The organism is Collinsella sp. AM40-7AC (assembly GCF_003468125.1).
In the GTDB taxonomy this organism is placed as follows: Bacteria; Actinomycetota; Coriobacteriia; order Coriobacteriales; family Coriobacteriaceae; genus Collinsella; species Collinsella aerofaciens_O.
This window is the reverse complement of sequence record NZ_QSGK01000004.1, coordinates 40,382-66,304: the sequence shown is the minus strand read 5'-3', so window position 1 is coordinate 66,304 and position 25,923 is coordinate 40,382. Positions and strand designations below refer to the sequence as shown.

The following is a 25,923-nucleotide window of genomic DNA, read 5'->3' as shown; positions in this document are numbered from 1 at the left end:
CCTCTATAGAACTCGAGGCATCAAACGATGCCTCGAGTGTAGCGAATATCGATAATGTGACACGTTCGTCGCGACTAAACGCGGCGCTTAAGCTGGGCTCCACCCTCGCCGGGCATCAGGCGGCGCGCGTCGTAGACCGAGTCAACGCTGCTGATAGAAGCCAGCAGCGGATCCAGACCACTCGCGTCCGAGATTTCGACCATAAAGCGCAGGGTTGCAATACCCTCGCGGTTGGTCGACGTGGCGGCGGAAAGGATATTGCCGCCCGCATCGCCAATGGCAATGGTGACATCCTTGAGCAGGCCCATGCGGTCCAGGCACTCGACCACGATCTCGACCTGGAAGAGGGTGTCGGCAGCGCCGTCCCACTCAACGTCAATCATGCGCTCGGGGTGTTCCATAAGACCCTTGACGTTGGGGCAGTTGGCACGGTGCACCGAGACGCCGCGGCCGCGCGTGATGAAGCCCACGATATCGTCGCCCGTCACCGGATTGCAGCAATGCGCCAAACGGACCAGCAGACCGCTGTTGCTCTCGCCCTTGACGATAATGCCGTTACTGGCGCTCTTGCCGCGCTTTTGCGGCTTGCGGTTGGAGCCGCGAGCGGGCTGCTTCACGACCTCGGCGATAGCCTCGGCCTTGGTGAGCTGTTCCTCGGGCTTGGGATCCAAGATCTGCTCGACTTTGTTGCCCACAGCGCGCGGGGCAACCTTGCCGGCGCCGACGGCGGCAAACAGGTCCTCGAGCTGCTTGAAGTTAAACTGCTCCGCCACGGCGTTGAGTGCACGCGTCGAACGCGGCGTAGAAATGCCATAGCCACGCTTACGCAGGTCCTTGGCCAGCATATCGCGACCGGCGGCAGCGTCGTCGTCCTTGGTCGCAGCGGCAAAATAGCGGCGGATCTTTGACTTGGCGGAAGGTGTCTTAACGATCTTGAGCCAATCGCGCGACGGCTTGGAACTCTTGTTGGTCAGAATCTCGACACGGTCGCCCGTCTTGATCTCGTGCGTGAGCGGCGCGACCGCACCGTTGATCTTGGCGCCGACGCAGTGGTTGCCCACCTCGGTGTGAACGGCATAGGCAAAGTCGAGCGGCGTAGAGCCGGCACGAAGCGCCATGACCTCACCCTTGGGCGTAAAGACGAAAATCTCCTGATCGAAGAGGTCGACCTTCAGCGAATGCAGGTATTCCTTGGCGTCGGTAATCTCGTCAGAAGCCGCCCAATCGAGCGAATGTTTGAGCCAGTTAATCTGGTCGTCCAAACGTTGAGCGTCATTGGTCTTGGAAGCAGACGATCCGCCCGATTTCTTATAGAGCCAGTGGGCGGCAATGCCGTACTCGGCCTGCTCATGCATCTCGTAGGTTCGAATCTGAATCTCGAGCGGACGAGCTGTGGGGCCGATAACCGTCGTATGGAGCGACTGGTAGTTGTTGACCTTGGGCATGGCAATATAGTCTTTAAAACGACCGGGCATGGGGTGCCATAGTGTGTGCACCGCGCCGAGCGTGGAGTAGCAATCGCGCACCGAATGCGTGATGACGCGCAGTGCCACCAGGTCGTAGATCTCGGAGAATTCCTTGCCCTTGCGCTTCATCTTTTGGTAGATGGACCAATAGTGCTTGGAGCGGCCATTAATCTGGAAGCCCTCCAGGCCAATGCGGTTGAGCTCATCGGTGAGCGTCTTGATGGTCTCGGCCAGATAGCGCTCGCGAACCTCGCGCGATTCAGCCACCATGCGCGCGATGCGCTGGTAGGCGTCGGGCTCCAGGTAGAAGAAGGACAGGTCCTCGAGCTCCCACTTAATAGAGCTCATGCCCAGGCGGTCGGCCAGGGGCGCATACACGTCCATGGTCTCGCGAGCCTTAAACAGGCGACGATCCTCGCGCAGGGCTGCCAGCGTTCGCATGTTGTGCAGACGATCGGCAAGTTTAACGATGATGACGCGAATGTCCTTGGACATGGCAAGGAACATCTTGCGCAGCGTGAGGGCCTGCTTCTCGTCCATGCTGTCGACTTCGATATTGGTGAGCTTGGTCACGCCGTCGACGAGCTCTGCCACGGTTTCACCAAACAGGCCGGAAACGTCGGCAAGCGAGGTTTCGGTGTCCTCGACGGTATCGTGCAGCAGCGCGGCGCACACCACATCGCAGTCCATCTTGAGATCAGCCAAAATGATGGCCACCTCGACGGGATGGTTGATGTACATCTCACCCGAGCGCCGCTTTTGGTTGCAATGCTTCTCGGCAGCAAAGCAGTAGGCCTGCTCCACCTTAGAAAAGTCGTCCTCATTCATATATTTGAGGCACAAGCGCTCCAGCTTGTCGTAGCTGTCCGCCATAATCTCGGGCGGCAGCTCATCGGCATGCTTATAGTGCTCCATCTCCGAGAACGGCTGGAGGGTGGAATCATGGGCGGTACGGGCTGCGGTATCCATCGAGGTCCCCTTCCCCTAGGCCCGCGGTACGATCGGGCGGTTAACTTTGGCTAGCATATCAGAAGCACACGAATCGAGCGCCCAACTCCGGAAAGCCGAGAACTCCATGCGCGAGCGCAAGCCCTCCAAATAGCGAATTGACCTGCTCAATTGCACGCGGCCGGGGTTTTCGGCCATCGCGATGCGACGAGTGTCGTCAAACCCCGAAACTCGACAGAAACCAAGCTCTTCGAAGATTCCCAGGCCACTTTCCACCGAGCGCTCGTCGACCGGCGTGCGAGCATCGATGGCAAGGCACATCTGCGCAATATCGATATCGCTCGCACTAAACGAGTCGTCTCCGGTCTTGCCGCGGTTGGAGCGCCACATGGTTTGCAGCGCGCGATAGAGCGTGACGAGCTCGTCGCGCTCGGGCGCATAGCAGTCGAGTAGGCGCTCGTTAATGCGGGCGTCGCGCGACGAATAGAGCAGGTGGATCACGGCGGGCCGGCCATCGCGACCGGCGCGTCCGCTCATCTGGTTAAACTCAATGCCGCCAAAGGGCATGTGGTAGAGCACGACATGGCGGATATCGGGCAGGTTCACGCCCTCACCAAAGGCAGAGGTCGAAACGATGCAGCTGAGGCTTCCGTCTCGGAATGCTTCCTCCACGCGACGGCGATCGGAACGCGCAAGCCCCGCGTTATAGAACGCGATATGGGTTGCGCAATCGGGCACACGCTTGCGCAACGTCTTGGCGAGCGCCACGGACTGGTCGCGCGAATTGACGTAAATGACGGTCTTCTCCCCCGTCGCCACGATCGACACCAAACGGTTCTCGCGGCTCGCAAGGTCGCGGTCGTCCTCGAGCTGCAGGTTCTCGCGCACCGTCTCGTCGACCACCGTGCGAGTGATCGGCAACATGCGGGCAAGCTCGGCCACGACCGGAGCCGTCGCGGTGGCCGTCGCAGCCATAACGACCGGGTCGCCCAGGGCTTTGAGGATATCGGGCATGTCAAGATAGGCGCTACGGTCGCCGCCCTTGGCAAGGCCGGCGTGGTGCGCCTCATCGATAACGACAAAGCCGATGCGGCCCGAACGCGCGAAACGGTCACGGTGGATAGACAGGAACTCGGGCGTCGTGAGCACGATACCGGTGCGGCCCGAAGCTAGACCGGCGAACACGTCATCGCGTGCGGCCTCCACGGTCTCGCCGGTCAGCACGCCAACGCCAATGCCAAGCGCTGCCATCGTCGACGAGAGGTGATAGGCCTGGTCGGCAACGAGCGCACGCAGCGGATAGACAAAGATGCTCGCACGCCCGCGAAGGACCGCCTCGCGCGCGGCATGCACATGGAAGATGAGCGACTTGCCGCGCCCCGTTCCCATAACGGCCAGAACACTTTGGTGATCGGCCAGGGCATCGAGCGCCTCGACCTGCACGCGGTGCGGCTGGTTCGAGCCGATAAAGCTATGGATAAGCGAGCGCGTCAGCTCGGTATAAGAAAGCTGGGCGAGTGTCTCGCGCTTACGCGACTCCAGGCGCAGGCCAGAATCCGCCGGTTGCACGCCGCGGCGAAGTTCACATGCCGGATCGTCGATATTGGACGCCGTGGTATCGCGCACCAAGACATCTTTGATCATGAGCTTGGGCTTCACGCGTCCCTGCCAATGCTCGGCCACGGCCTCGAACACCAAGTCGACGGCGCTGTCGCAATTGATGAGCTTATCGATCTGCGGCACGCGGAACATGATGGCCGGCACACTCGCGGCGCCATCGGTCGCCACAAAGCGCATGTGCTCGCCGGTTTTGCCCACCACGGCGCGATCGCACATCGTCACGCCCTCGGCGGCCAGAAGCGGCACCTTATTGCCCTGGCCAAACGGCTCAAGACGAGAAATCTGCTCGATAGTCTCGATATTCAGCTCGGAGAGGTCAACGGTGGCGGCAACCTCATCAGTGTCCTCAAAGTCATCGGCGGGAAGCTCCGATAGCACGGCCGAAAGGCGACGGCGGAACTCATCGAGCTTGGATGCCTCGATGGTCACACCCACCGCACCGGCATGCCCGCCGCGACGAATCAGCAGGTCGGAGCAACGCTCGACGGCGTCGAACAGGTTGACTTTGCCCACCGAGCGGCCCGATCCGCGTGCAATGCCGTCCTCGATCGAGAAGAGCAGCGCCGGCACGTGATAGCGATTGGTCAGGCGGCTCGCCACGATGCCCTTGACGCCCTCGTGCCAGCCCTCGCCGCCCACGACGATTGCGCGCCCGCCGTCATAGGTCTCCTCGACCTTCGCCATGGCATCGCGCGTGAGCTCCGCCTCGATCTCGCGGCGCTGGCGGTTGATCTCCTCGAGCTCGGCCGCCAGCGCGCTTGCCTCGATAGGATCGCGGGCAAGCAGCAGGTCGAGCGCCAGCTTGGGATCAGCCATGCGGCCGGCAGCATTCAGGCGAGGGATGAGCGAAAACGACAGGCCATCGGCCGTAATGCTAGAGAGGTCGGCCTTGGCGAGCGCCGCCAGCGCGATGTAGCCGGGACGAGCCGTCACGCGCATCTGCTGGATGCCCTCGGCGACCAGCGCGCGGTTCTCGGACGTGAGCGGCATCATGTCGGACACGGTACCCAGCGCCGCGACCTCAATCAACGAACGCCAATACGACGGCTTGCCCAGACGCTCACCCAAAACCTGCACCAGCTTGAGCGCCACACCGGCACCGGCAAGCTCGCGCGAGGGGCCCTCGTCCTCGAGCTTAGGGTCGGTCAGGGGCACGCCCTGCGGCACCTGATCGGAGGGCTCGTGATGGTCCGTGACCACCAGGTCGATTCCCAGGCTCTCCAGATAGGAAACCTCTTCCTTGGCGGCAATGCCGTTATCGACGGTCACGATCAGCTGGGGGCGAGCGAGCTCGTTAACGCGGTCGAGTGCCGCGCGCGAAAGACCGTAGCCCTCATCAAAGCGATGCGGAATAAACGGCGTGACATCGGCGCCAAACGTGCGCAGCGCCTCGGTCAACAGACAGGTCGACGTAATACCGTCAACGTCAAAATCGCCAAAGACTGCAATGTGCTCGTGGTTGCGAATAGCACGCTCGACGCGGTCGGCAACGACCGACATGCCCGGGATAATGAGTGGGTCGGCCCAGTCGCGATCGAGCGAAGGCGTCAAAAACAATTGGCCCTCTTTGATGGAGCCAATGCCGTGCGCGACCATAATGCGCGCCACCAGCCCGGGAATGCCCAGACCAGCCGAAAGCTCCTTTTCGAGCTCGGGGTTTTGCTGAGCGACCGCCCAGCGATGCGTCGTCTTAAGCGATGACATAGGCACCCACCCCCGATAGGGGCAGGTCGCCGCGATACCTCTCACGGTTCATAGCGATGAGTCCTCTGTGTATGCCCGCTTCGGCAGGCAGATCTGTTGAACGGATTTATTATACCGTGCAGTGCGGACGCCAATCGCCGCAGCACGCCGCGGTTTCGATAAACGATGCCGGTAATAGCCTCGAAATAATCAAGCGTTTCTGACGCACGGACGCATGCGAGCGTCTAGCATATCCATTCAAAACGGATTCACGAGCAAAGGGAGTCGCAAGCGCATATGAAGCAGTGGGTTGGACTGGGCAAATTTCTCGCGGGGCACATGCAAATCATCGTTCCGATTTGCGTGGCGCTCGGCGTGCTCTTTCCCCAGCAGATCGGCGTGCTCAAGCCCATCGTTCCCGCCCTGTTTGCCTTTATGACGTTTCAGGGTGCGCTCAGCAACACCTTCCACCAGGTAACCGAGGTGTTCCGCCGTCCGCTACATTTGATTTTGGCGTTATTTGTCTCGGCTGTGCTCATCCCCATCGCGGCGTATGCCATAGGGTCACTCTTCTTTGGCTCCAACCCCAACCTTGTCTGCGGCATCGTGCTCGAGTACAGCGTGCCCGTGGCAGTCACTGCCTTTATGTGGATTAGCATGTTCGGCGGCAACGGCCCGCTCGCGCTCACCATCATCCTGACGTCCTCGGTTATCTCCCCTGTGACGATTCCGCTCACGCTTAAGCTCTTGCTGGGTGCCACCGTCTCGATCGATGTGCCGAGCATGATGCAAGACATGGCCTTTATGATCGCCATCCCCGCCGTGCTCGGCATCGTGATCAACGAACTCACGCGCGGATGGGGACACGAGAAACTCTCCCCCGCGCTCTCGCCCGCCTGCAAGTTCATGATGATGGGCGTCATCGCGTCCAACTCCACCGCCATGAGCGAGTACGTGCTGCACATGAACGCGGTGCGCCTAGAAGTCGCCCTCTTTATTTTGACCTTCGCCATCAGCGGCTTTGTCGTCGGTTTTCTGGTCGCTCGTGCGCTCCATCTGCCATATAGCGAGACGACTACCATGTGCTTTACCTGCGGCATGCGTAACATCTCTTCGGGCGCCGTCATCGCCACGCAGTACTTCCCGGGCGAAGTCGTGTTTCCCGTCATGTGCGGAACGCTGTTTCAGCAGGTGTTGGCCTCAATTATCGGGCATCTCTTTGAGCGCCTGACCGGCGAGGAGCGCGCCGCCCAGCGCAAGCGGGTCGAGGCTGGCCGCAGCGTAATGGCGAAATAGCCAGCCACAGGCGCGAGGCCGAGCCTTTGGCTATGCAAGCGCCTCCAGGCGTGCGCGCAGACGCTCAGCATCGATATCGAGCGTCGTCTCGGCATTGACCTGGGCCAAACGATAGCCCACAAAGTAGGGCGAAACCACCCAACGCGGCAGCGCCTTGGCAATGGTCCGACCGTCCAGGTGATAGAAGAACAGGTTGTACGACTCTGCGCGACCGCCATGGTGTTCGCGCAAAATGTAGCGCAGAACCACCTGAATCGCATCGGCAAACAGGTCTGCCTCGGCTTGGTCGTGGGCGTCGTCGCTGGCGGCGATTCCCTGTGGAGCCGAGACGTTGACCTCAAAGAATCCCATGATGGGCTCGGTTGAGATGTTGACCGCGATTCTCCCCTGTTGCCAGACATTGATGCCTTCGAAATTGGCAGAAGTCAGCGAAGTGTAGCCGTCTTCCTGCTCAAAACCCACAATCTGCATGTGCGGATGAACGAGACTACCGCCCGAGAGCGGACCCTTGTTCTTGTACATGAGCACGCTTCGATACTGCTGTGAATCGATCATCTGCTGCCAGCAACCCAGGGCAAACCGCATCACATGGTGGAGTTCATCCGGCTCATAGGTCACCAGGTCGGCATCGTGATCGGCCGACTCGATCAGCACGGTTTGACGGGTGGCGCGCAGGGTCTTGAACTTATTCTCGAGCCAAATGCAATCGCCATCACGGCGAATGATGTCGGTGAGCCCTTCTGTATCGCAAAAGGGGCACGCGGTGCCGGGACGACGGTTGTCGTCGGGCTTACCGTTCGCCTGCTGAACGTCAAATACCAGCGCCACGGGTTATACCTCCAGTGGCACGATCCTGGTGCCATGGAGCTCGGAGACGCCCAGTGCCGCCGCCACGGTATCGCGGTTGGCCGTGGAAATGCCGCCGCCGGGAAGGATGGTCAGGCGGTCTCCCGCACACTCGATAAGACGCGACAGATGCTCAAGGTTGTCCTCGATCGGCGTGCCGGCGGCACCGCCGTGCGTCAGGATGCGCGTAACGCCGCAATCGGCGAGTGTGCCGACGGCGTCGAGCTGAGCCTCGGGCGAGAGCTGATCAAACGCCATGTGGAAGGTGATGTCGATGGGCTCACGCTTGCATTCCTCGGTCGCGCAGCCCGCGGCCATCACGAGGGCGCCCAACGTAAGCTCATCGAGCGCCCATCCGCCAGCGCAGGGCTTGCAGCAGCCAAAGACCAAGCCGTCAACGCCGGCGCTTACGGCAAGGCCCAGGTCCATCTCCATCATGCGCAGCTCGTCTTGGTTGTAATGAAAGTCACCGCCACGCGGACGAATCATGCACATCACGCGCGCATCGTGCTCGTGAGCGTAGTTGACCGTGGCGCTGATAACGCCGGCAGAAGGCGTGGTTCCACCGACGGCGAGGTTGTCACACAGCTCAATGCGCCCCGCACCGGCATCGATAGCTGCCGGCACCCGCTCAAAGTTCTCGGCACAAAACTCATACAGCATAGATAGACCCCCAAAGACAGCAGATGTTTTCCGACGGGCATTGTCACACATCCCCATGAAGTTGCGGTGGAATAGGGACTGTTTTGGCCTCTGAGACTCCCATTTAGTCCCTATTCCACCGCAACATAAAGGGGGCAGAACCAAAGCAACGCCGCAAGCAGAGGACGGACAGCGAGCGGGCGCCAGAGCGAACAAATTGGCATGAAAAGAGGGCGGCATAGACCTTCTGGTCATGCCGCCCTCTTTGAATGACAAGTTGTCGCTCTGGCGCCCGCGCAGCGTCGACTGGTCCGCCGTTCGGTAGAACGGCGGAACCGCCTAACCGCCCAGGTAAGCCTTGCGGACGTTGTCGTCGTGCAGGAGCTCTTGGCCCGTGCCGGTCATGGTGATCTTGCCGGTCTCGAGCACGTAGCCGCGTGTGGCGATCGAGAGCGCCATCTGCGCGTTTTGCTCGACCAGAAGCACCGTGGTGCCGGCCTTGTGCAGGTCCTCGACAATCTGGAAGATCTGCTCGATCAAAATCGGCGCCAAACCCATGGAAGGCTCATCGAGCATGAGCAGCTTGGGGTTACTCATAAGGGCACGGCCCATAACGAGCATCTGCTGCTCGCCTCCCGAAAGGGTACCGGCGACTTGGCGACGGCGCTCCTTAAGGCGAGGGAACTGCTCGTAGACGCGCTCAAGGCCCGGAGCAACCGTGGACTTGGGCTGCGTGTAGGCGCCCATCTCCAGGTTCTCCTCGACCGTCATCTGCAAAAAGGCGCGACGGCCCTCAGGCACCTGGGCCAGGCCCTTGCCCACCAGCTTGTCGGCAGGCGTGTGGGTAATATCCTCGCCCATAAACTTGATGGAGCCGGTCTTGGAACGCAGCAGGCCCGAGACGGTTTTAAGCGTTGTAGACTTGCCGGCACCGTTCGCGCCGATCAAGGCCACGATCTCGCCCTCGTTGACGTTAAAGGAGATGTCCTTGATGGCGTGGATGGCGCCGTACCAGACGTTGATGTTGTAGACGGAAAGCATCGGCTCTGCCATTTAGTTCTCCCCCTTATCCTGCTTGCCCAGATACGCCTCGATAACGGCTTCGTTGTTCTGGATTTCCTCGGCCGTGCCCTTGGCGATGACCTTACCGAAGTTAAGCACGCAGATGCCCTCGCAGATGTTCATGACGAGCGACATGTCGTGCTCGATCAGCATGATGGCAATGCCAAAGGTGTCGCGGATCTTTACGATGTTCGCCATGAGCTCCGCGGTCTCGGACGGATTCATGCCGGCGGCAGGCTCGTCGAGCAGCAACAGCTTGGGGTTGGTGGCAAGCGCGCGGACAATCTCCAGGCGACGCTGGGCGCCGTAAGGCAGCGATCCGGCCTGCTCGTTTGCCAGATGCTCCATATCAAAGATGGACAGCAGCTCCATGGCGCGCTCGTGGGCGGCCTTCTCGTGCTTCCAATACGTCGGCAGGCGCAGCACGCCCTCAAAACCGGAGTAGCGCTCCTGGTTGTGCAGACCGACCTTTACGTTATCTTCCACCGTCATGGTGTTAAACAGGCGAATGTTTTGGAAGGTACGGGCAATGCCCATACGGTTGACCTGATAGACGGACTTGCCCGAGGTGTCCTCGCCGTCGAGCAGGATGGTGCCGTGTGTGGGCTGGTACACCTTGGTAAGCAGGTTGAAAACCGTGGTCTTACCGGCGCCGTTGGGGCCGATCAGACCGGCGATTTCGGTCTTGCCGATGGTCAGGCTAAAGTCGTCGACCGCCTTGAGGCCGCCAAACTCAATGCCCAGGTGGATGCACTCGAGCGCCGGGCGCTGGCCCAGGTCGCGATCGGGAACAATGGCGCCAGAAGGATACGGGACCATCTTGCCCTTGTTGAACTCAAACTTACTGGGCATCGGCTGCCACCTCCTTCTTGGGAACAAGGCGATCCTTGACGCGACCGAAAAACGCCTTGAGCTGCGGGTTGTTGGTAAAGATCATGACCAGGATCAGCACGATGGCGTAGATGAGCATGCGGTAGTCCGAGAACTGACGGAGCAGCTCGGGGAGCACCGTGAGCAGCGCGGCCGCAATGACGGAGCCGCGCATGTTGCCCAGGCCGCCCAGGACCACGAACACCAGGATGAGGATGGACGTGTTGAAGTCGAACTTGGTGGCGGAGAGCTGCGAGAAGTTACCGCCGAAGAGAGCTCCGGCAGCACCGGCGAGGGCAGCGGAAACCACGAAGGCGATCATGCGGTACTCGGTGACGGAGATGCCTACGGACTCGGCTGCAATCTTGTTATCGCGCACGGCCATGATGGCACGGCCGGTACGGCTGCGAACCAGGTTGAGCACAATCACGAGTGCGACCATGACCAGGATGGCACCGGCGAGGAAGGTCGAGTACGTCGACACGCCCGAGGCGCCCTGGGCGCCCTTGATGATGGCGGTGCCGTCCTCGAGCAGGTGCAGGTCGTCGATCGTAGAGTTGCCCGTGATGTTAAAGATCACGTGCAGGCCGCGCGAGTCGACACCCACGATAAGGCAAGTGACGATCTCTTTGATGATCTCGCCAAAGGCCAGCGTCACGATAGCCAGGTAATCGCCGCTCAGGCGAAGGACCGGGATGCCGATCAAGAAGCCCAGGATAGCGGCAGCGATGGCGCCGACCACGATGCTGATGACAAGACGTATTGGATCGGAGGGGACGGCGCTCTCGAGGGCAACCGCGGTAACGATGCCCGTATAGGCGCCGACGCTCATAAAGCCCGCGTGGCCCAGCGACAAGTCGCCCGCGATGCCGACAACGAGGTTGAGCGAGATGGCCATAACGATGTAGGCCGTAATGGGGACCAACTGGCCGGCGATCATGCGCGGGATCATATGGTTGGACTGCATAAAGAACACGATGGCGAATGCCACGATGCACATGGCATACGTAACAAAGTCGTGACGCGTCTGCTTTTCTTTAAGAAACTTCATAACGCTCACCTACACCTTCTCGGGGACGTACTTGCCCAAGAGGCCAGCAGGCTTGACGAGCAGGACGATGATCAAAACACCAAAGACGATGGAGTTGGCAAGGCTCGTGGAAATATAAGCCTGTGCCATCGCCTCGATGATACCGATGAGAATGCCACCGACAAAGGCGCCGGGGATGGAGCCGATGCCACCGAAGACAGCGGCATCGAAGGCCTTGATGCCAGGCATGGCACCCGTCGTGGGCTGCAGCACCGGCGAGTAGGAGCACAGCAGCACGCCGGCGATGGCGGCAAGGGCGGAGCCGATGGCAAACGTCATCGAAATGGTGCGGTTGACGTTGATGCCCATGAGCTGAGCGGCGGCCTTGTCCTCGGACACGGCGCGCATGGCTTTGCCCATCTTGGTCTTACCTGTAAAGAACATCAGACCGGCCATGATAACCAGGCAGGCGACGATGGTGACGAGCGAGACGGCGCTTACGTTGAACTTGGCCAAGAACTCCGGCACCTGGAAGGTGACGAGCGAAGTGAAGTTCTTGGGCGTGGCGCCCCACAGAAGCTGCGCGGCGTTCTGCAGGAAGTAAGACACGCCGATGGCCGTGATCAGAACGGCCAGAGGGCCCGCCTGGCGCAGCGGCTTGTATGCCAGACCCTCGATGAGAACACCGAGAACCGTGCAGACCACACAAGAGAGAACTACAGATGCCCAGCCCGGGAGGCCGAGATACGACGTGGCACAGAACGAGACATAGGCACCGACCATGATGACGTCGCCGTGAGCGAAGTTGAGCATCTTGGCGATACCGTAGACCATGGTGTAGCCCAACGCGATGATGGCGTAGACGCTGCCCATGGACAGGCCGTTGACCAGGTATTGGATAAAGACCGTCATGTTCCACATCCCCCTTTCGAATAGGTTTCCAGTTGATGTATGAAACAGGGACGTTACATCGTCCCTAGATACCAAGCAAGCAGGGAAGGCCAAAACCTCCCCTGCTTGGGATCAAAACCGCTCTATGTAAGGCGGCCTATTAGGCCTGTACGTACTTGCCGTCGGTAATGACGTACGCCGTCGGGTCCTTCTGGACCTGACCCTTGTCGTTCCAGGAGAGCTTGCCAGTCAGGCCGTCAACGGTAATGTTGCGCATGGCCTCGGGAAGCTTCTCGGCAACCTCGGTGGGGTCGGCGTCGACGCCCAGGCCGGCCTCCTTGAGAGCCTCGACCACAGCATGCACGCCGTCGTAGGCGTCGGCGGCAAACTGGTCGGGGGTATCGCCGTACTTATCCTTGTAAGCGTTGACGAAGTCGGCGTTCTTCTCGTCGTCGGCGGAGAACGGGGTCATGAGCAGCAGACCCTCGGCCAGAGAGGTGTCGAAGCCCTCAACGCCCAGGATGCCGTCCATGCCGTCGCAGCCCATCATCTTGACGTCGTAGCCCATGTCCTTGGCGTTCTTGAGCAGGACGGACGCCGGCGTGTAGTAGATCGGCGCAAAGATCATGGTGGCGCCGGCCTGCTTGGCCTTGGTCAGCTGGTTGGTAAAGCTCGTGGCGGAGTCGTCCTTAAAGGTCTCCTCGTCGACAATCTCAAGCTTAGACTTAGCGGCCTGGGCCTTAAAGGAATCTGCGATGCCCGAAGAATAGGCGTCGCCGGAGTTATAGAACAGCACGAACTTCTCGTTCGCATACTTCTCTGCCAGGAACTTGGCAGCGTTGACACCTTGGTTGGGGTCGGTAAAGCAAACCTGGAAGACGCAATCCTTGCCCTTGGTAACGTCCTCGGAGGACGCGGACGGGGTGATCATGAACGTCTCGGGGTCGTTGCCGCACTCGGCGGCAACGGCGACCGACGCACCCGTGGTGGTCGGACCGACGAGGGCCTGCATGCCCCAGTCGAGCAGGGTGTTGAAGGCGTTGACGGCCTTCTCGCCGTCAGCCTGGTCGTCCTCGGCCTTGCTGACAAGCGGCAGCTCCTTAGTCGAGAAATCCTTGCAGCCAAGCTCGACAGCCTGTGTAACGGACTTGCCGTAGGACGCGTTGGCGCCGGTCAGCGGGCCGATGGTGCCGATCTTAAACGAAGCGTCGCCCGACGCGGAACCGCTGTCGCCGCCGTTGGAGGAGCAGCCAGCTAGAATGGACATCGCCCCCAGACCTGCTGCGCTCGCGATAACGCTCCTGCGATTCATAACAGGGTTCAATGACTTACCGGTGAGGCTCGACATGCGGCTCTCCTCTCAAATCTCGTCGGGTTTCGGTTACCCGACAGGCCATCCTGCGCCGTGTTCGGCGTTCGCAAAATAGTAGACGCTTTAGTTAGGAAAAGTGGCGATTATTTCAACTTTTCTTTTGTTTTGTCCATTTATCCATATTCATGCGTATTTCTGTGGGTTTATGCAGTTTAGACACTTTATTGTGTGAAAGTATTGTTTCCGTTCTGTTACAAGCGCCCCTGCCCTGATTTAAACAGCTTCACCGGTCGCGTTTTGTGCGCACCTAGGCGGCGATGTACTTGCCGTCCTGAATCACATAGGCCGTAGCGGGCTTTTCGACCTGGCCCTCGTCGTTCCACGTCAGCTCGCCCGTCAGGCCCTCGATCTTGATCTTGCGCATGGCGCGGGCAAGATCGCCGGCAATGTCGGCACCGTCGGCCGTAATGTCGATGTCTGCCTTATCGATTGCCTCGACAATCGCGTGGACGCAGTCATAGGCGTCGGCGGCAAACTGGTTGGGCGTCTCGTTGTAGGCGTCCTTATATGCCTTGACGAAGTCGGCATTCTTCTCATCGTCAGCAGAGAACGGGGTCATGAGCAGCACGCCCTCGGCAAGAGAGGTATCGAAGCCCTCAACGGAGAGCAGGCCGTCCATGCCATCGGTACCCATGAGCGTCATGTCGTAGCCCATGTCCTTGGCGTTCTTGAGCAGGACGGACGCCGGCGTGTAGTAGATCGGCGCAAAGATGAGCGTAGCGCCGGCCTCCTTGGCCTTGGTCAGCTGGTTGGTAAAGCTCGTGGCGGAATCGTCCTTAAAGGTCTCGGTATCGACGATGTCGAGCTTGGATGCCTTGGCCTGCTCGGCAAAGGCATCGGCAACGCCCGAGCTATACGTATCGCCGGAGTTGTAGAACAGGGCAATCTTGGCATCTGCGTACTTCTCGGCCAAAAACTTGGCAGCGCTGGCGCCCATGGTGGGGTCGGTAAAACAAACCTGGAAGACGGTGGTCTTATCCTTGGTAACGTCGAGCGACGAGGCCGAAGGCGTAACCATGAGCATATCGTCGGCAATCTCGCCTGAGACGGCGACGGCGGCACCAGTCGTGACGGGGCCGACGAGCGCCTGCATGCCCCAATCGCACAGGGTATTGAAGGCGTTGATAGCCTTCTCGCCGTCGGCGACGTCATCCTCGGACTTAATCGAGAGCTTGAGGTCCTTGGTCGAGAAATCCTTGGCGGCAAGCTTGGCGCCCTTCTCGGCCGAGACGCCATAGGTTGCCGCGGCGCCGGTCAGAGGGCCGATGACACCAATCTTGAAGGTCTTGCCGTCATCGGCGGAGCCGCCGTCCGAGCCACCCGACGAGCAACCAGCGAGTGCGGCGGTGTTGCCGAGCGCTGCAGCGCCGGCGAGAAAGTTCCTACGGCTGAGTGTGCTGTTGATGTTGAACATGGTGTCCCCCTTTTTTCGCTGGCCGCAGTGCGGCCGTCTTGCGGTACGGGGCAAACCTTATGGCGCAAACGTTGACAGTTTGTTACGGAGTTCCGTTTGTAGCGAGCATGTTTCCAATGTTTCCGCAGCGTTTCGAGGGTAGCGTTTTGTGCAGCTCCCGCTGCCTGACAAGCACGCGCCCGCACTTCACGCTAGAATGCACTCAACCTTTAAGCGGTTAATCCATCCATAAGATGCACGAAGGAGCTATCTATGAGCGAACCCCTGCGCACCGTGAACGTCGGTCTGATCGGTCTGGGAACCGTCGGCGGCGGCGTGGCCCGTCTGATCAAGAGCCACCACGATGAGTACCTGGCAGCCTACGGCATCGACCTTAAGCTGACCCGCGCCTGCGCGCTTGCTTGGGAGCAGGCCGAGGCGGCAGGCATTGAGCGCGAGGCCTTTACGAGTGACTGGCATGACGTCGTCACCGACCCTGCCGTCGATATCGTCGTCGAGCTCATCGGCGGCGAGCATCCCGCAACCGAGATCTTCACCACCGCCTTCGAGAACGGCAAGCACGTCGTCTCTGCCAACAAGGCCCTGCTGGGCCGTCATGTCGAGACGCTCGCCGAGAAGGCGCGCGCGTGCGGCGTGCAGATTAAGTGCGAGGCCAGCTGCGGCGGTGGCATCCCCATTGTGAGCACGCTTGAGCACGACCTGGTGGGCAACAAGATCCTGACCATCGCCGGCATCCTCAACGGCACCACCAACTACATCCTGTCGCGCATGGACGCCGAGGGCGCCGATTACGCCGATGTGCTTGCCGACGCGCAGGCCAAGGGCTATGCCGAGGCCGACCCGTCCGCCGACGTCGACGGTTTCGATGCCGCCAGCAAGACGGCGATCCTCGCCTCCATCGGCTTTGGCACCCGCGTGACCACCGACGACGTATACCAGCAGGGCATCCGCACCATCGGTGCCGAGGACATCGCCCAGGCCCGCGAGCTCGGCTACACCATCAAGCTGTTGGGCATCGCCCGCAACACCGACGCCGGCGTCGACGTCCGCGTGCACCCCACGCTCATCCCGGCAGACCATATGCTCGCCAAGGTCAACGGCGCCATGAACGCTGTCTACGTGGTAGGCGACGCCGTGGGCGAGACCATGTTCTACGGCGCGGGCGCAGGCTCCTTCCCCACCGCGAGTGCCGTCGTGGGCGATATCCTGTCGCTCTCCGAGCAGATCAGCCGCGGCGTGGCTCCGCTGCCCGAGATTGAGCCCTATGGCCACAACCTCGCCTTTAAGCCCATGGACGAGCTCCAGACCAAGTACTATGTGCGCCTGAAGGTCGCCGACCGCGTGGGCGCCCTGTCCGAGACGGTCGATATCTTTGCCAAGCACAACATCTCGATCTCGCTCATCAACCAGGTCGAGGACGGCAAGTCGGGCGTCAGCGATGCCTGCTCGGTCATCTTCCTGACGCACCGCGCGCTCGAGAAGGACGTCCAGGCTGCCGCCGCCGAGCTTGCCAGCGTCGACTGCGTGGCCGAGGTCGCCAACGTCCTGCGCATCGAGGACGTCGAGGCTTGGACCGAAGGCGTCATGGCGAACTAACCCAACGCTCGCCAAGCAATACGCGCTTTGAGGGCTCCCGTCCGATGTGGGACGGGAGCCCTTTTGTCTCCTGCCCTAAGCACAACGGCAGAGCACGTTTGCGCGAGCCGCTCATCGGTAACGCGGGTTACCGTTCACCGATATGCAAACGCGGCCGATTCCGGCTACCGCTACGCTGTGCTGCGTACGTCCACCCCCGAAGAATGGAGGCACCATGTTGCTCAAGGGCAAGAAAGCAATCATCACCGGAGGCACGCGCGGAATCGGCTATGCCATCGCCTGCCGTTTTATCGAGGAAGGCGCCGCCGTCACGGTCTTTGGCTCGCGCCAGGAGACTGCCGACGCAGCCGTTGAGAAGCTGGCAGCCGCCTATCCCGAGGCCAAGGTTTGGGGCCGCTCCTGCGACCTCACCTCGCTCGAGGCCGTAACTGAGGCCTTTACCCAGGCTGCCGCCGATATGGGCGGCTTGGACACGGTCGTCAACAATGCCGGCATCTCCCAGCGCTCGCCCCTTTTGGATTACACGGCCGAGGAGTTTGCAAAGGTCATGGACCTCAATGTCGTCGCCGTCTTTAATGGTCACCAGGCTGCTGCCAAAATCATGACCGAGGCCGGCCACGGCGGCACCATCACCACCACGAGCTCAATGGTCGCCAAGTATGGCCAGCCCTCCGGCGTCGGCTATCCCACGTCCAAGTTCGCCGTCAACGGCATGGTCCAGTCGCTCTCGCGCGAGCTCGCCCCCATGGGCATTCGCGTCAATGCCGTCGCACCCGGCGTGACCAAGACCGATATGGTCGCCAACCTGCCCGAAGAGGTCATCAAGCCCATCATCGCCACCATTCCGCTGGGTCGCATGGGCGAGCCCGAGGATGTCGCCAACGCCTTTGTTTTCCTGGCGAGCGACATGTCCTCCTATGTCACGGGCGCCGTACTCCCCGTCGACGGAGCCGCCCGCTCCTAGGGGGCCACAAGCCTCAGCTCCCAGCCTCAACATTGCTCAACTAAAAGGCGCGCTTCCTGCATCAACTGCAGGCGGCGCGCCTTTGTTCTGTTTGTATGGGAAACTGCGTCCCGGTATTTCAGCTCAGAACGGGGCGAAACTTCCCTCAGGGCCTTTTTCGGAAACTATGTCCCATTCTGGGCGCGGATTCTGGGACACGCTTTCCGCAACGGGCCTCTCGCGGAAAGCACGTCCCACTCTGGACGCCAATTCCGGGACGCATTTTCCGCGGCGGCGTTGGCTACCTGCCGTCGTCGTCCTGGGCCTCTTCGTGTGCGTAAAGCTCCAGCATGCGGCGGCGGTATTCGCGCACGGCGAGCTTGGCGCGCTCCAGGCGGCGGCGCTCACGCGGGGTGAGCTTGCCGGGGTCGATCTCGTCGCCGTAAGTCTTTTCGGCCAGTAAATGGGCGGCGTCCACGATACGGGCATCGATGTGCCCGCTTGCCGCCTCGGCCGAGAGGCGGTCGGCAATGGAATCAAGGGTAGGTATGCCGTCGAGCGTGCGACCGTGACCATGCGAGGTCAGCAGCTCGTGCTCGCGTGCGAGCAGGCTCGCCAAATCGTGATGGGCGCGCAGGATGTCGAGCGCATCGGATGGATGCTCGGCAACTTCTGCCACGGCGGCGACCGGCGCAGCATCCACCACGCGGTAGAAGAGCTGCGCGAGCAGCGGCATCAAGAACACCGTGATGGCGCCGGCGGCAACCATAACCGACGCGATGTCTTGCGACAACGCGCCCGCGTTGACGGCAACGCTTGTCACGGCAACGATGATCGGCAGGGCCGTGGTGCAGTACAGGGCCACGGTAATGCGGCCATACGCCGACACATCGCGCGTCGCAGGACAAATGCTCATAGAAATAAGAATGGGCACGGCACGAATAATCAGCAACGCCACGATAAAGCCCGCAAGCAAGCCCGGGCGCGACACCACGGCCGTCAGGTCGATCTTTGCGCCCGATACGGTAAAGAACACCGGAATCAAAAAGCCGTAGGCCAGGCCATCGAGCTTGGTCTCGAGCGTATGGTTGCCCTCGGGGATGATATAGCGCAGGACAAAGCCGGCGGCAAAAGAACCCAACACGATGTCGAGATCAAAGACAGCTGAGAACGCCACGAGCGTGACCAGGATGAGCACCGTCAGGCGCACGAAGGTCTGCGACGTGGTATCGGCGCGCTCCTCAACAAACGCAAAGAAGCGGCTGCCGACGCGCTTGGAGCGGCTCGGGACCACGGCCAGCAACACGCAAACCACCGCAAACAAGCCAAGGATTACGAGCGTTTGGATGCCAGTGCGGGCAGACAGCAGCACCGACATGGCGAGCACAGGGCCGAGCTCGCCCCAGGTGCCATACGCGAGAATCGAGTCGCCCACGCGTGTGCCGGTGAGCGAGCGCTCACGCATAATGGGCACGAGCGTGCCGAGCGCCGTAGAAGTGAGGGCAAGCGTCACGGCGATACCGTCGAAATGACTGACCGAGAACCACGGGGTAAAGCGCACGGCAAGCCAGGCGATACCAAACGTGACGACCCACGTCGCCAAGCCGTAGCGCCCCTCGACGCCCGTGATGCTCTTGGGGTCGATCTCAAAGCCGGCAAGCAGGAACAAGAAGGCCAGACCGAGCTCGGACACAAGCGAGACCTCGGCATCTACATGGATGACGCCGAGCATATGGGGTCCCAGCACCGCACCGAGCACGAGCAAAAAGACCGTCTCGGGAACGGGTTTTCCAGGAATCGCCGAGGCGATAAAAGGACTCGCAAAGGCCACGAGTGCGATGATGGCGAGCGAAACGAATGCCATGTGATGCCTTTCTCTTGATTGCGCATCACTGTAGCACCCTCGCCGTCCTCAACGCGCCACGAGCTGTCGTATCATAGTGAGGTTTACAAACATGTGGCTCAAGGCGACCGCGAGGCTTGCCCCGTAAACCGACCGCTGCCGCATACCGTACCGTACGCCCAACCGATCAGGAAGGCAGGAACCAATGGTCTCTCGTATCTACGTGGAGAAGAAACCCGGGTTCGACGTCGAGGCTCAGCAGCTCAAGGGCGAGCTGACCGAAATTCTCGGCATCAAGGGCATCGAGGCCCTGAGGATTATCAACCGCTACGACGTCGAGGGCATCGACGAGGAGCTTTTCCGCTCCTGCGTGCCGACCGTCTTTAGCGAGCCCCAGGTCGATGTGACCTACGACGAGCTCCCCGCAAGCGATGGCGCCGTCTTTGCCGTCGAATTCCTGCCTGGCCAGTTTGACCAGCGCGCCGACTCCGCCAGCGAGTGCGTGCAGCTCATCAGCCAGGGCGAGCGCCCCGCCGTGCGCTCCGCCAAGGTCTATATGATCTCGGGCGCTCTGGACGAGGCCGCCATCGATGCCATCAAGCACTACGTGGTGAACCCCGTCGAGGCGCGCATCGCCTCGCTCGACCTGCCCGAGACGCTGTACATAGAGACCCCCGAGCCCCAGCCCGTCGAGGTGCTCGACGGTTTCCGTGAGCTCGACGAGGCCGGCCTTGCCGCCTTTATTTCCGAGCGCGGTCTCGCCATGGACGAAGCGGACATCGCCTTCTGCCAGCAGTACTTCCGCGATGAGGACCGCGACCCCACCATCACCGAGATCCGTGTGATCGACACCTACTGGTCCGACCACTGCCGCCACACCACCTTCGGCACCGTCCTGGACGACGTGACGATCGACGACGCCGTGGTGCAGCAGGCCTTCGACCGCTACATGGAGATGCGCCACGAACTCGGCCGCGACGCTAAGCCCGTCTGCCTCATGGACATGGGCACCATCGGCGCCAAGTACCTCAAGAAGACCGGCGTCATGACCGATGTCGACGAATCCGAGGAGATCAACGCCTGCACCGTCAAGGTAAAGGTCGATGTCGATGGCGAGGACCAGGACTGGCTGTTCCTCTTTAAGAACGAGACCCACAACCACCCGACCGAGATTGAGCCCTTCGGCGGTGCCGCCACCTGCGTGGGCGGCGCCATCCGCGACCCGCTCTCGGGCCGCAGCTACGTGTACCAGGCCATGCGTGTCACCGGCGCCGGCGACCCCACCGTCCCCGTGTCCGAGACGCTCGAGGGCAAGCTGCCGCAGCGCAAGCTCGTAACCACCGCTGCCGCCGGCTACTCCAGCTACGGCAACCAGATCGGCCTTGCCACCGGCCAGGTCAACGAGCTCTATCACCCCGGCTACGTGGCCAAGCGCATGGAGGTCGGCGCCGTCGTGGGCGCTACCCCGGCAAACCACGTGCGCCGCGAGTGCCCCGCCCCCACCGACAAGATCATCCTGCTGGGTGGCCGCACCGGCCGTGACGGCATCGGCGGTGCCACCGGCTCCTCCAAGACCCAGAACACCGAGTCCATCGAGACCTCGGGTGCCGAGGTCCAGAAGGGCAACGCCCCGGTCGAGCGCAAGCTGCAGCGACTGTTCCGCCGCGGTGATGCCTGCCGTCTGATCAAGCGCTGCAACGACTTTGGCGCCGGCGGTGTCTCGGTCGCCGTGGGCGAGCTTGCCGACGGCCTGTATGTCGACCTTGATACCGTGACCAAGAAGTACGACGGCCTGGACGGCACCGAGCTCGCCATTTCCGAGTCCCAGGAGCGCATGGCCTGCGCCGTCGCCGACGGTGACGTCGAGGAGTTCATGGGTTACGCCGCCGAGGAGAACCTCGAGGCGACCGTTATCGCCGAGGTTACCGCCGAGCCGCGCATGCGCATGGCCTGGAACGGCGTCGCCATCGTCGACCTGTCCCGTGAGTTCCTCAACTCCAACGGTGCACCCAAGCACCAGGTCGCCCACGTCTGCGCCCGTAGCGTGTGGCAGCCCAGCTGGGCCGGCACCACGCTTGCCGAGCGCATGACCTCGCTTGTCACCGACCTCAACGTCGCCTCCAACAAGGGCCTTTCCGAGCGCTTTGACTCCACCATCGGTGCCGCGACCGTGCTCATGCCCTTTGGCGGCAAGACGCAGCTCACCCCCAGCTCGGCCATGGTCGCCAAGTTCCCCGTGGACGGCGAGACCACCACGGCGAGCGCTATGGCATGGGGCTTCAACCCCTACCTGATGGAGGCCGACCAGTTTGCGGGCGCCTACCTGTCCGTAGTCGAGTCCATCGCCAAGCTCGTTGCCGCCGGCTTTGAGCACAAGCGCGCCTACCTCTCCTTCCAGGAGTACTTCGAGCGCCTGCGCACCGAGGCCGAGCGTTGGGGCAAGCCCATGGCAGCCGTCCTGGGTGCCCTTATGGCCCAGGTCGATCTGGGTGCCGGCGCCATCGGCGGCAAGGACTCCATGAGCGGCTCCTTTGAGGACGAGGCCGGCGAGCTCAACGTTCCGCCGACCCTCATCAGCTTCGCCGTGGCCGTGGGCAAGGCCACCCGCGCCGTCTCGCCCGAGTTCAAGGGCCTGACGCACCGCGTCGTCCGCATCGCCCCCGCCACCTACGGCGAGGACTACCGCCCCGACGCTCAGCAGCTGCTCGCCGTGTTTGACGCCGTCGAGGCGCTCACTGCTACCGGCGACGCCCTGGCCGTCTCCACGCCCGGCTACGGCTGCGGCGCTGAGAGCCTCTTTAAGATGTGCGTCGGTAACCAGATCGGCATCGAGCTTGCCGAGGACGTGGACGTGGAGAGCCTCTTCACCCCGCTCTACGGCAGCTTTATCGTCGAGCTCGCCGATGACGCCGAGCTGCCCGAGGTCGCCAACGGCGTTGTCGTCGAGCCCCTGGGTACCACCGTCGAGGGCTATGTCATCGACACCGGCTCCGAGGTCATCGAGCTCTCCGAGCTCCAAGAGGCCTGGGAGAGCGGCATCGAGGGTGTCTTTGCCTACCGCAGCACCGGCGAGCAGCCCGAGGTCGAGACCATCGACTATCGCACCAAGGATATCCACGTGTACGGCGGCGCCAAGATTGCCCGCCCGCGCGTGATTATCCCGGTGTTCCCCGGCAACAACTGCGAGTACGACAGCGCCCGCGCCTTCCGCGCCGCCGGCGCCGAGGCCGACACCTTCGTGATCAACAACCTCACGCCCGAGGCTGTTGCCGAAAGCACCCACGAGCTTGCCCGCCGCATCCGTGCAAGCCAGATCGTCATGATCCCCGGCGGCTTCTCGGGCGGTGACGAGCCCGACGGCTCCGCCAAGTTCATCACGGCGTTCTTCCGCGCTCCCGAGGTCACCGAGGCAGTCCGCGACCTGCTCAAGGCCCGCGACGGCCTGATGCTGGGCATCTGCAACGGCTTCCAGGCCCTGGTCAAGCTCGGCCTGGTGCCCTACGGCGATATCGTCGACGCCACGCCCGATGCGCCCACGCTGACGTTCAACACCATCGGTCGCCATCAGAGCCGCCTGGTGCGCACCCGCATCTCGTCCAACCTGTCCCCGTGGCTGTCGCAGTGCAGCCTCGACGACCCCTACACCGTCGCCATCAGCCACGGCGAGGGCCGCTTTGTCGCCAATGACGAGGCGCTCGCCCAGCTGATCGCCAACGGCCAGGTCGCTACGCAGTACGTGGGCGAGGACGGCAAGCCGAGCATGGACCTTTCCATCAACCCCAACGGCTCCGCACTTGCCATCGAGGGCATCACGAGCCCCGACGGCCGCGTCCTGGGCAAGATGGGCCATGCCGAGCGTCGCGGCGACAACCTGTACCGCAACGTGCCCGAGCATGTCCCCGGCGACAAGTTCATGCCGATCTTTGAGAGCGGCGTAGCCTACTTCGCTTAAAGCTTTCCCATCGGGTACAATCCCCTCGGGTAACAACACCCGCCACCGACACATCCGGTGGCGGGTTCTTTTTTGCTTCGCGCATGTAGGAAGGACATCATGGAAAGCCGCAAGCCGTATCTCGCCACCCTGCCCGGACTCATCCTGGGCTGTCTCGTTTGCTGCGCGCTCTGGGGCTCCGCCTTCCCCTGCATCAAGATCGGCTACGCGCTCTTTGGCATTCCCGCGCACGACAGCGCCTCGCAGCTGCTCTTCGCGGGTCTGCGCTTCACCCTTGCCGGCATGCTGGTCGTTGTTGGCATGAGCGTGGCCCAGCGCCGTCTGCTCGTCCCACAGGCACGCGATATCAAGCCCATCTTTGTCTTGTCACTCTTCCAGACGATCGGGCAGTACTTCTTTTTCTACCTGGGACTCTCGCGCGCCAGCGCCATGTCGAGCTCCATCATCGAGGCCAGCGCCAACTTCCTAGCCATCCTCTTTGCCGCCCTGGCGTTTCGCACCGAAAAGCTCGATGCGGCCAAGGTACTAGGCTGTGTGCTGGGCTTTGCCGGCGTCGCGCTCGTCAACCTTTCGGGCGCGAACGGTACCTTTGGCTTTACGCTCGACGGCGAGGGCTTTATCCTGGCCTCCACCATCGCGGGTGCCCTTTCGACCTGCCTCATTGGCATCTTCTCGCGCGAGCATGACGGCGTCTTGCTTGCCGGGTGGCAGTTCTTGGTCGGCGGCCTGGTCCTTACCGTCATCGGGTTTTGATGGGCGGCACGCTCTCCCCCACCGCGATCATCCCCGCCATCGCGCTCATTATCTATATGGCACTCATCTCCGCCGTCGCGTACTCGCTATGGTCGCGCCTGCTTGCCGTCAACCCCGTCAGCCGCGTCTCGGTCTTTGGGTTTATGAACCCCGTCTTTGGTGTGCTGCTGAGCGCGCTGCTGCTCGGCGAGGGCGCCGGCACGAGCCCCGTTACCGTCATCGTTGCCCTGCTGTTGGTCTGCGGCGGCATCATCATCGTCAACAGGCCTAAAAAGGCCTAGCGAGCTCACCTTTTTAGGAATGGCGTTCGCACACTTTAGTTTAATGGAGTACATCGGTAAGCTGAGGGCCGCCACGCACGCAAGCGTGCGCCCCTTTTTCTAGCGTATCTGGACGCCGGCTTTCTTTTTCTCGGCCTTGACGCGGTAGAGCTCCGTATCGGCAGCGCGAAGTAAGTCTTGCCAGGTATCGACACCATCACCGACCCGCGCATAGCCGATGGACATCCGCAACAGATACGGCACCTCGGCACGAGCGAGCTCGTCGTTAATCGCCAAACACAGGTCTATGATGTCCTGTTCCGCTGCTGCCTTCTGGAGCACCACGAACTCATCGCCGCCATAACGCGCGATAAAGCCACCAGACGCCGAGCAGACCTCTTTGAGCGTAGCAGATATGACCTGGAGGGCATGATCGCCCTCAACATGTCCATGCCGGTCGTTAATCTGCTTAAAGCCGTCAGCGTCCATCATAAGCAGATACATACCATCGCCCTGGTCAGTACCCGAGAACAGCGACAGCATATAGGTCTCAAAACGGTTGCGATTGTTAAGGCCAGTCAACGGGTCGGTCGAGATCAGCTGCTCCTGGCAGATGATATAGAGCAGCTGGATGCTCAGCGTTATACCGACGCAAAGGCCCGGTACCGAAAACAAAACCTGGAAGGTACCGCCCACCAGAGCGGGAATCGCAAAAAAGGCTAGGGTGTGATAAATGGCCTTCTTTTGCAGGCTTTCGACTTTTTGAGCCTGAATAAAGGCATGCAAGGACGTATATATAACGTAGCAGTAGCTCACGATGGGCTGGATCATATAAGCAAAGCCGCGACGATATACGCCCTGTGCATCGATATAGAACATAGCGTGCGTCCAGTAGCTGGTAAATGCCAGCACGACCACCAATGCGGTTGGCAACGTTAAAAGTACCACCCTGTAGGGCGTGGTCAGGAGCCGTGAGCCCTGCATCGTCTCGGAATAGAAAAACCAAATGAGGCACGCGATGGCGAACAGCGAAAACGAGACCGCGTTGGAAATCCAGTTGGCCGTGATGCCTACAGGAGTGTTCACGCCGTCCGAGAGCGTCCAGATCATATCGAAGAAAATGTAGGCAGCAGACGTGTAGCCCAGCATGCTAAACAAAAGCTGCTGGGTGCTCGAGAACAGGGAGCGACGGCTTCGTACGGCAAGCCCGATAAGAATAATCATGCACAGCAGGAATATCTCGATCTTGAGTGCCTTAATCACTAGACGCCCTCCCTTCAATATCCAAGTGGCCAGAATCGCCCGAGTCGCGCCTAGGCGCCAAACACCCCTTTCTCCGCAGGGGTAAAGGGAATCATAGCAGAGCGCCCGAACGTCACTGCAGAACAGCCACCGTTCGGGCGCCCATACGGCGCGAATTGCACACGCCGGCTTGA

Annotated in this window: 18 protein-coding genes; 6 read left to right on the top strand and 12 right to left on the bottom strand. The window is 61.4% G+C overall.

Features of this window, described 5'->3' with window-relative positions; genetic code table 11:
- Positions 1–74: 74 nt before the first annotated feature.
- Positions 75–2,435: a bifunctional (p)ppGpp synthetase/guanosine-3',5'-bis(diphosphate) 3'-pyrophosphohydrolase gene (locus DW892_RS04525; RefSeq protein WP_117766020.1), complete on the bottom strand. Its 2,361-nt coding sequence runs from the start codon at positions 2,433–2,435 to the stop codon at positions 75–77.
- A gap of 15 nt (positions 2,436–2,450) precedes the next feature.
- Positions 2,451–5,738 (bottom strand): single-stranded-DNA-specific exonuclease RecJ, encoded by a 3,288-nt coding sequence (gene recJ, locus DW892_RS04520; protein ID WP_117766018.1) that lies wholly within the window; start codon positions 5,736–5,738, stop codon positions 2,451–2,453.
- A gap of 276 nt (positions 5,739–6,014) precedes the next feature.
- Between recJ and DW892_RS04515 the strand changes: the two genes are divergently transcribed.
- Complete coding sequence (locus tag DW892_RS04515) at positions 6,015–7,013, top strand: bile acid:sodium symporter family protein (protein ID WP_117766016.1); 999 nt, start codon at positions 6,015–6,017, stop codon at positions 7,011–7,013.
- Positions 7,014–7,043: 30 nt separating this feature from the next.
- Here DW892_RS04515 and DW892_RS04510 read toward each other — a convergent pair whose 3' ends face one another.
- The 8 genes from DW892_RS04510 to DW892_RS04475 all read right to left on the bottom strand — a co-directional run bounded on the left by DW892_RS04510 (position 7,044) and on the right by DW892_RS04475 (position 15,140).
- The gene (locus DW892_RS04510) at positions 7,044–7,841 is read right to left on the bottom strand and encodes a DUF4931 domain-containing protein (RefSeq protein ID WP_117766014.1); all 798 of its coding nucleotides are present in this window, start codon (positions 7,839–7,841) and stop codon (positions 7,044–7,046) included.
- Positions 7,842–7,844: 3 nt separating this feature from the next.
- On the bottom strand, positions 7,845–8,522 hold the full coding sequence (locus tag DW892_RS04505) for a copper homeostasis protein CutC (RefSeq protein WP_117766010.1): 678 nt from the start codon (positions 8,520–8,522) through the stop codon (positions 7,845–7,847).
- A 318-nt stretch (positions 8,523–8,840) separates the two neighbouring features.
- Positions 8,841–9,542 carry an ABC transporter ATP-binding protein gene (locus DW892_RS04500; RefSeq protein ID WP_035137222.1) on the bottom strand — a complete coding sequence of 234 codons (702 nt, stop codon included), beginning with the start codon at positions 9,540–9,542 and terminating at the stop codon, positions 8,841–8,843.
- A 12-nt stretch (positions 9,543–9,554) separates the two neighbouring features.
- Positions 9,555–10,415: an ABC transporter ATP-binding protein gene (locus DW892_RS04495; RefSeq protein WP_117766008.1), complete on the bottom strand. Its 861-nt coding sequence runs from the start codon at positions 10,413–10,415 to the stop codon at positions 9,555–9,557.
- Complete coding sequence (locus DW892_RS04490; RefSeq protein ID WP_117766006.1) at positions 10,405–11,484, bottom strand: branched-chain amino acid ABC transporter permease; 1,080 nt, start codon at positions 11,482–11,484, stop codon at positions 10,405–10,407. The genes DW892_RS04495 and DW892_RS04490 overlap by 11 nt, the downstream gene beginning before the upstream one ends.
- Positions 11,485–11,493: 9 nt before the next feature.
- Positions 11,494–12,375 carry a branched-chain amino acid ABC transporter permease gene (locus DW892_RS04485; RefSeq protein WP_099432746.1) on the bottom strand — a complete coding sequence of 294 codons (882 nt, stop codon included), beginning with the start codon at positions 12,373–12,375 and terminating at the stop codon, positions 11,494–11,496.
- Between the two features lie 139 nt (positions 12,376–12,514).
- Complete coding sequence (locus tag DW892_RS04480) at positions 12,515–13,702, bottom strand: ABC transporter substrate-binding protein (RefSeq protein WP_117766004.1); 1,188 nt, start codon at positions 13,700–13,702, stop codon at positions 12,515–12,517.
- A 271-nt stretch (positions 13,703–13,973) separates the two neighbouring features.
- Complete coding sequence (locus tag DW892_RS04475; RefSeq protein WP_117766002.1) at positions 13,974–15,140, bottom strand: ABC transporter substrate-binding protein; 1,167 nt, start codon at positions 15,138–15,140, stop codon at positions 13,974–13,976.
- Between the two features lie 252 nt (positions 15,141–15,392).
- On the opposite strand from DW892_RS04475, the gene DW892_RS04470 reads away from it, so the two are divergent.
- Positions 15,393–16,736, top strand: coding sequence for a homoserine dehydrogenase (locus DW892_RS04470; protein WP_117655181.1), 1,344 nt, complete (start codon positions 15,393–15,395; stop codon positions 16,734–16,736).
- Between the two features lie 214 nt (positions 16,737–16,950).
- Positions 16,951–17,700, top strand: a complete 750-nt coding sequence (locus tag DW892_RS04465) for an SDR family NAD(P)-dependent oxidoreductase (protein ID WP_187364982.1) — start codon at positions 16,951–16,953, stop codon at positions 17,698–17,700.
- 280 nt (positions 17,701–17,980) lie between these two features.
- On the opposite strand, the gene DW892_RS04460 is transcribed toward DW892_RS04465, so the two are convergent.
- The gene (locus DW892_RS04460) at positions 17,981–19,543 is read right to left on the bottom strand and encodes a cation:proton antiporter (protein ID WP_117766000.1); all 1,563 of its coding nucleotides are present in this window, start codon (positions 19,541–19,543) and stop codon (positions 17,981–17,983) included.
- A 184-nt stretch (positions 19,544–19,727) separates the two neighbouring features.
- On the opposite strand from DW892_RS04460, the gene DW892_RS04455 reads away from it, so the two are divergent.
- From DW892_RS04455 to DW892_RS10565, 3 genes are all read left to right on the top strand, one after another.
- Positions 19,728–23,474 (top strand): phosphoribosylformylglycinamidine synthase, encoded by a 3,747-nt coding sequence (locus DW892_RS04455; RefSeq protein ID WP_117765998.1) that lies wholly within the window; start codon positions 19,728–19,730, stop codon positions 23,472–23,474.
- A 99-nt stretch (positions 23,475–23,573) separates the two neighbouring features.
- Entirely contained in the window at positions 23,574–24,227 is a 654-nt protein-coding gene (locus DW892_RS04450; protein ID WP_233546829.1) for a DMT family transporter, read from the top strand.
- Complete coding sequence (locus tag DW892_RS10565) at positions 24,227–24,508, top strand: EamA family transporter (protein ID WP_233546825.1); 282 nt, start codon at positions 24,227–24,229, stop codon at positions 24,506–24,508. Before DW892_RS04450 ends, DW892_RS10565 begins: the two co-directional genes overlap by 1 nt.
- 99 nt (positions 24,509–24,607) lie before the next feature.
- On the opposite strand, the gene DW892_RS04445 is transcribed toward DW892_RS10565, so the two are convergent.
- Entirely contained in the window at positions 24,608–25,750 is a 1,143-nt protein-coding gene (locus tag DW892_RS04445) for a diguanylate cyclase (protein WP_117765996.1), read from the bottom strand.
- Positions 25,751–25,923: the final 173 nt, after the last annotated feature.

What these genes read in the sequence shown, in the direction of transcription:
- DW892_RS04495 (WP_117766008.1), bottom strand. Translation starts at nt 10,415, where the DNA reads ATGCCCAGTAAGTTTGAGTTCAACAAGGGCAAGATGGTCCCGTATCCT.
- DW892_RS04480 (WP_117766004.1), bottom strand. Translation starts at nt 13,702, where the DNA reads ATGTCGAGCCTCACCGGTAAGTCATTGAACCCTGTTATGAATCGCAGG.
- DW892_RS04455 (WP_117765998.1), top strand. Translation starts at nt 19,728, where the DNA reads ATGGTCTCTCGTATCTACGTGGAGAAGAAACCCGGGTTCGACGTCGAG.
- DW892_RS10565 (WP_233546825.1), top strand. Translation starts at nt 24,227, where the DNA reads ATGGGCGGCACGCTCTCCCCCACCGCGATCATCCCCGCCATCGCGCTC.
- DW892_RS04450 (WP_233546829.1), top strand. Translation starts at nt 23,574, where the DNA reads ATGGAAAGCCGCAAGCCGTATCTCGCCACCCTGCCCGGACTCATCCTG.
- DW892_RS04485 (WP_099432746.1), bottom strand. Translation starts at nt 12,375, where the DNA reads ATGACGGTCTTTATCCAATACCTGGTCAACGGCCTGTCCATGGGCAGC.
- DW892_RS04490 (WP_117766006.1), bottom strand. Translation starts at nt 11,484, where the DNA reads ATGAAGTTTCTTAAAGAAAAGCAGACGCGTCACGACTTTGTTACGTAT.
- DW892_RS04460 (WP_117766000.1), bottom strand. Translation starts at nt 19,543, where the DNA reads ATGGCATTCGTTTCGCTCGCCATCATCGCACTCGTGGCCTTTGCGAGT.
- DW892_RS04515 (WP_117766016.1), top strand. Translation starts at nt 6,015, where the DNA reads ATGAAGCAGTGGGTTGGACTGGGCAAATTTCTCGCGGGGCACATGCAA.
- DW892_RS04465 (WP_187364982.1), top strand. Translation starts at nt 16,951, where the DNA reads ATGTTGCTCAAGGGCAAGAAAGCAATCATCACCGGAGGCACGCGCGGA.
- recJ (WP_117766018.1), bottom strand. Translation starts at nt 5,738, where the DNA reads ATGTCATCGCTTAAGACGACGCATCGCTGGGCGGTCGCTCAGCAAAAC.
- DW892_RS04475 (WP_117766002.1), bottom strand. Translation starts at nt 15,140, where the DNA reads ATGTTCAACATCAACAGCACACTCAGCCGTAGGAACTTTCTCGCCGGC.
- DW892_RS04505 (WP_117766010.1), bottom strand. Translation starts at nt 8,522, where the DNA reads ATGCTGTATGAGTTTTGTGCCGAGAACTTTGAGCGGGTGCCGGCAGCT.
- DW892_RS04525 (WP_117766020.1), bottom strand. Translation starts at nt 2,435, where the DNA reads ATGGATACCGCAGCCCGTACCGCCCATGATTCCACCCTCCAGCCGTTC.
- DW892_RS04500 (WP_035137222.1), bottom strand. Translation starts at nt 9,542, where the DNA reads ATGCTTTCCGTCTACAACATCAACGTCTGGTACGGCGCCATCCACGCC.
- DW892_RS04470 (WP_117655181.1), top strand. Translation starts at nt 15,393, where the DNA reads ATGAGCGAACCCCTGCGCACCGTGAACGTCGGTCTGATCGGTCTGGGA.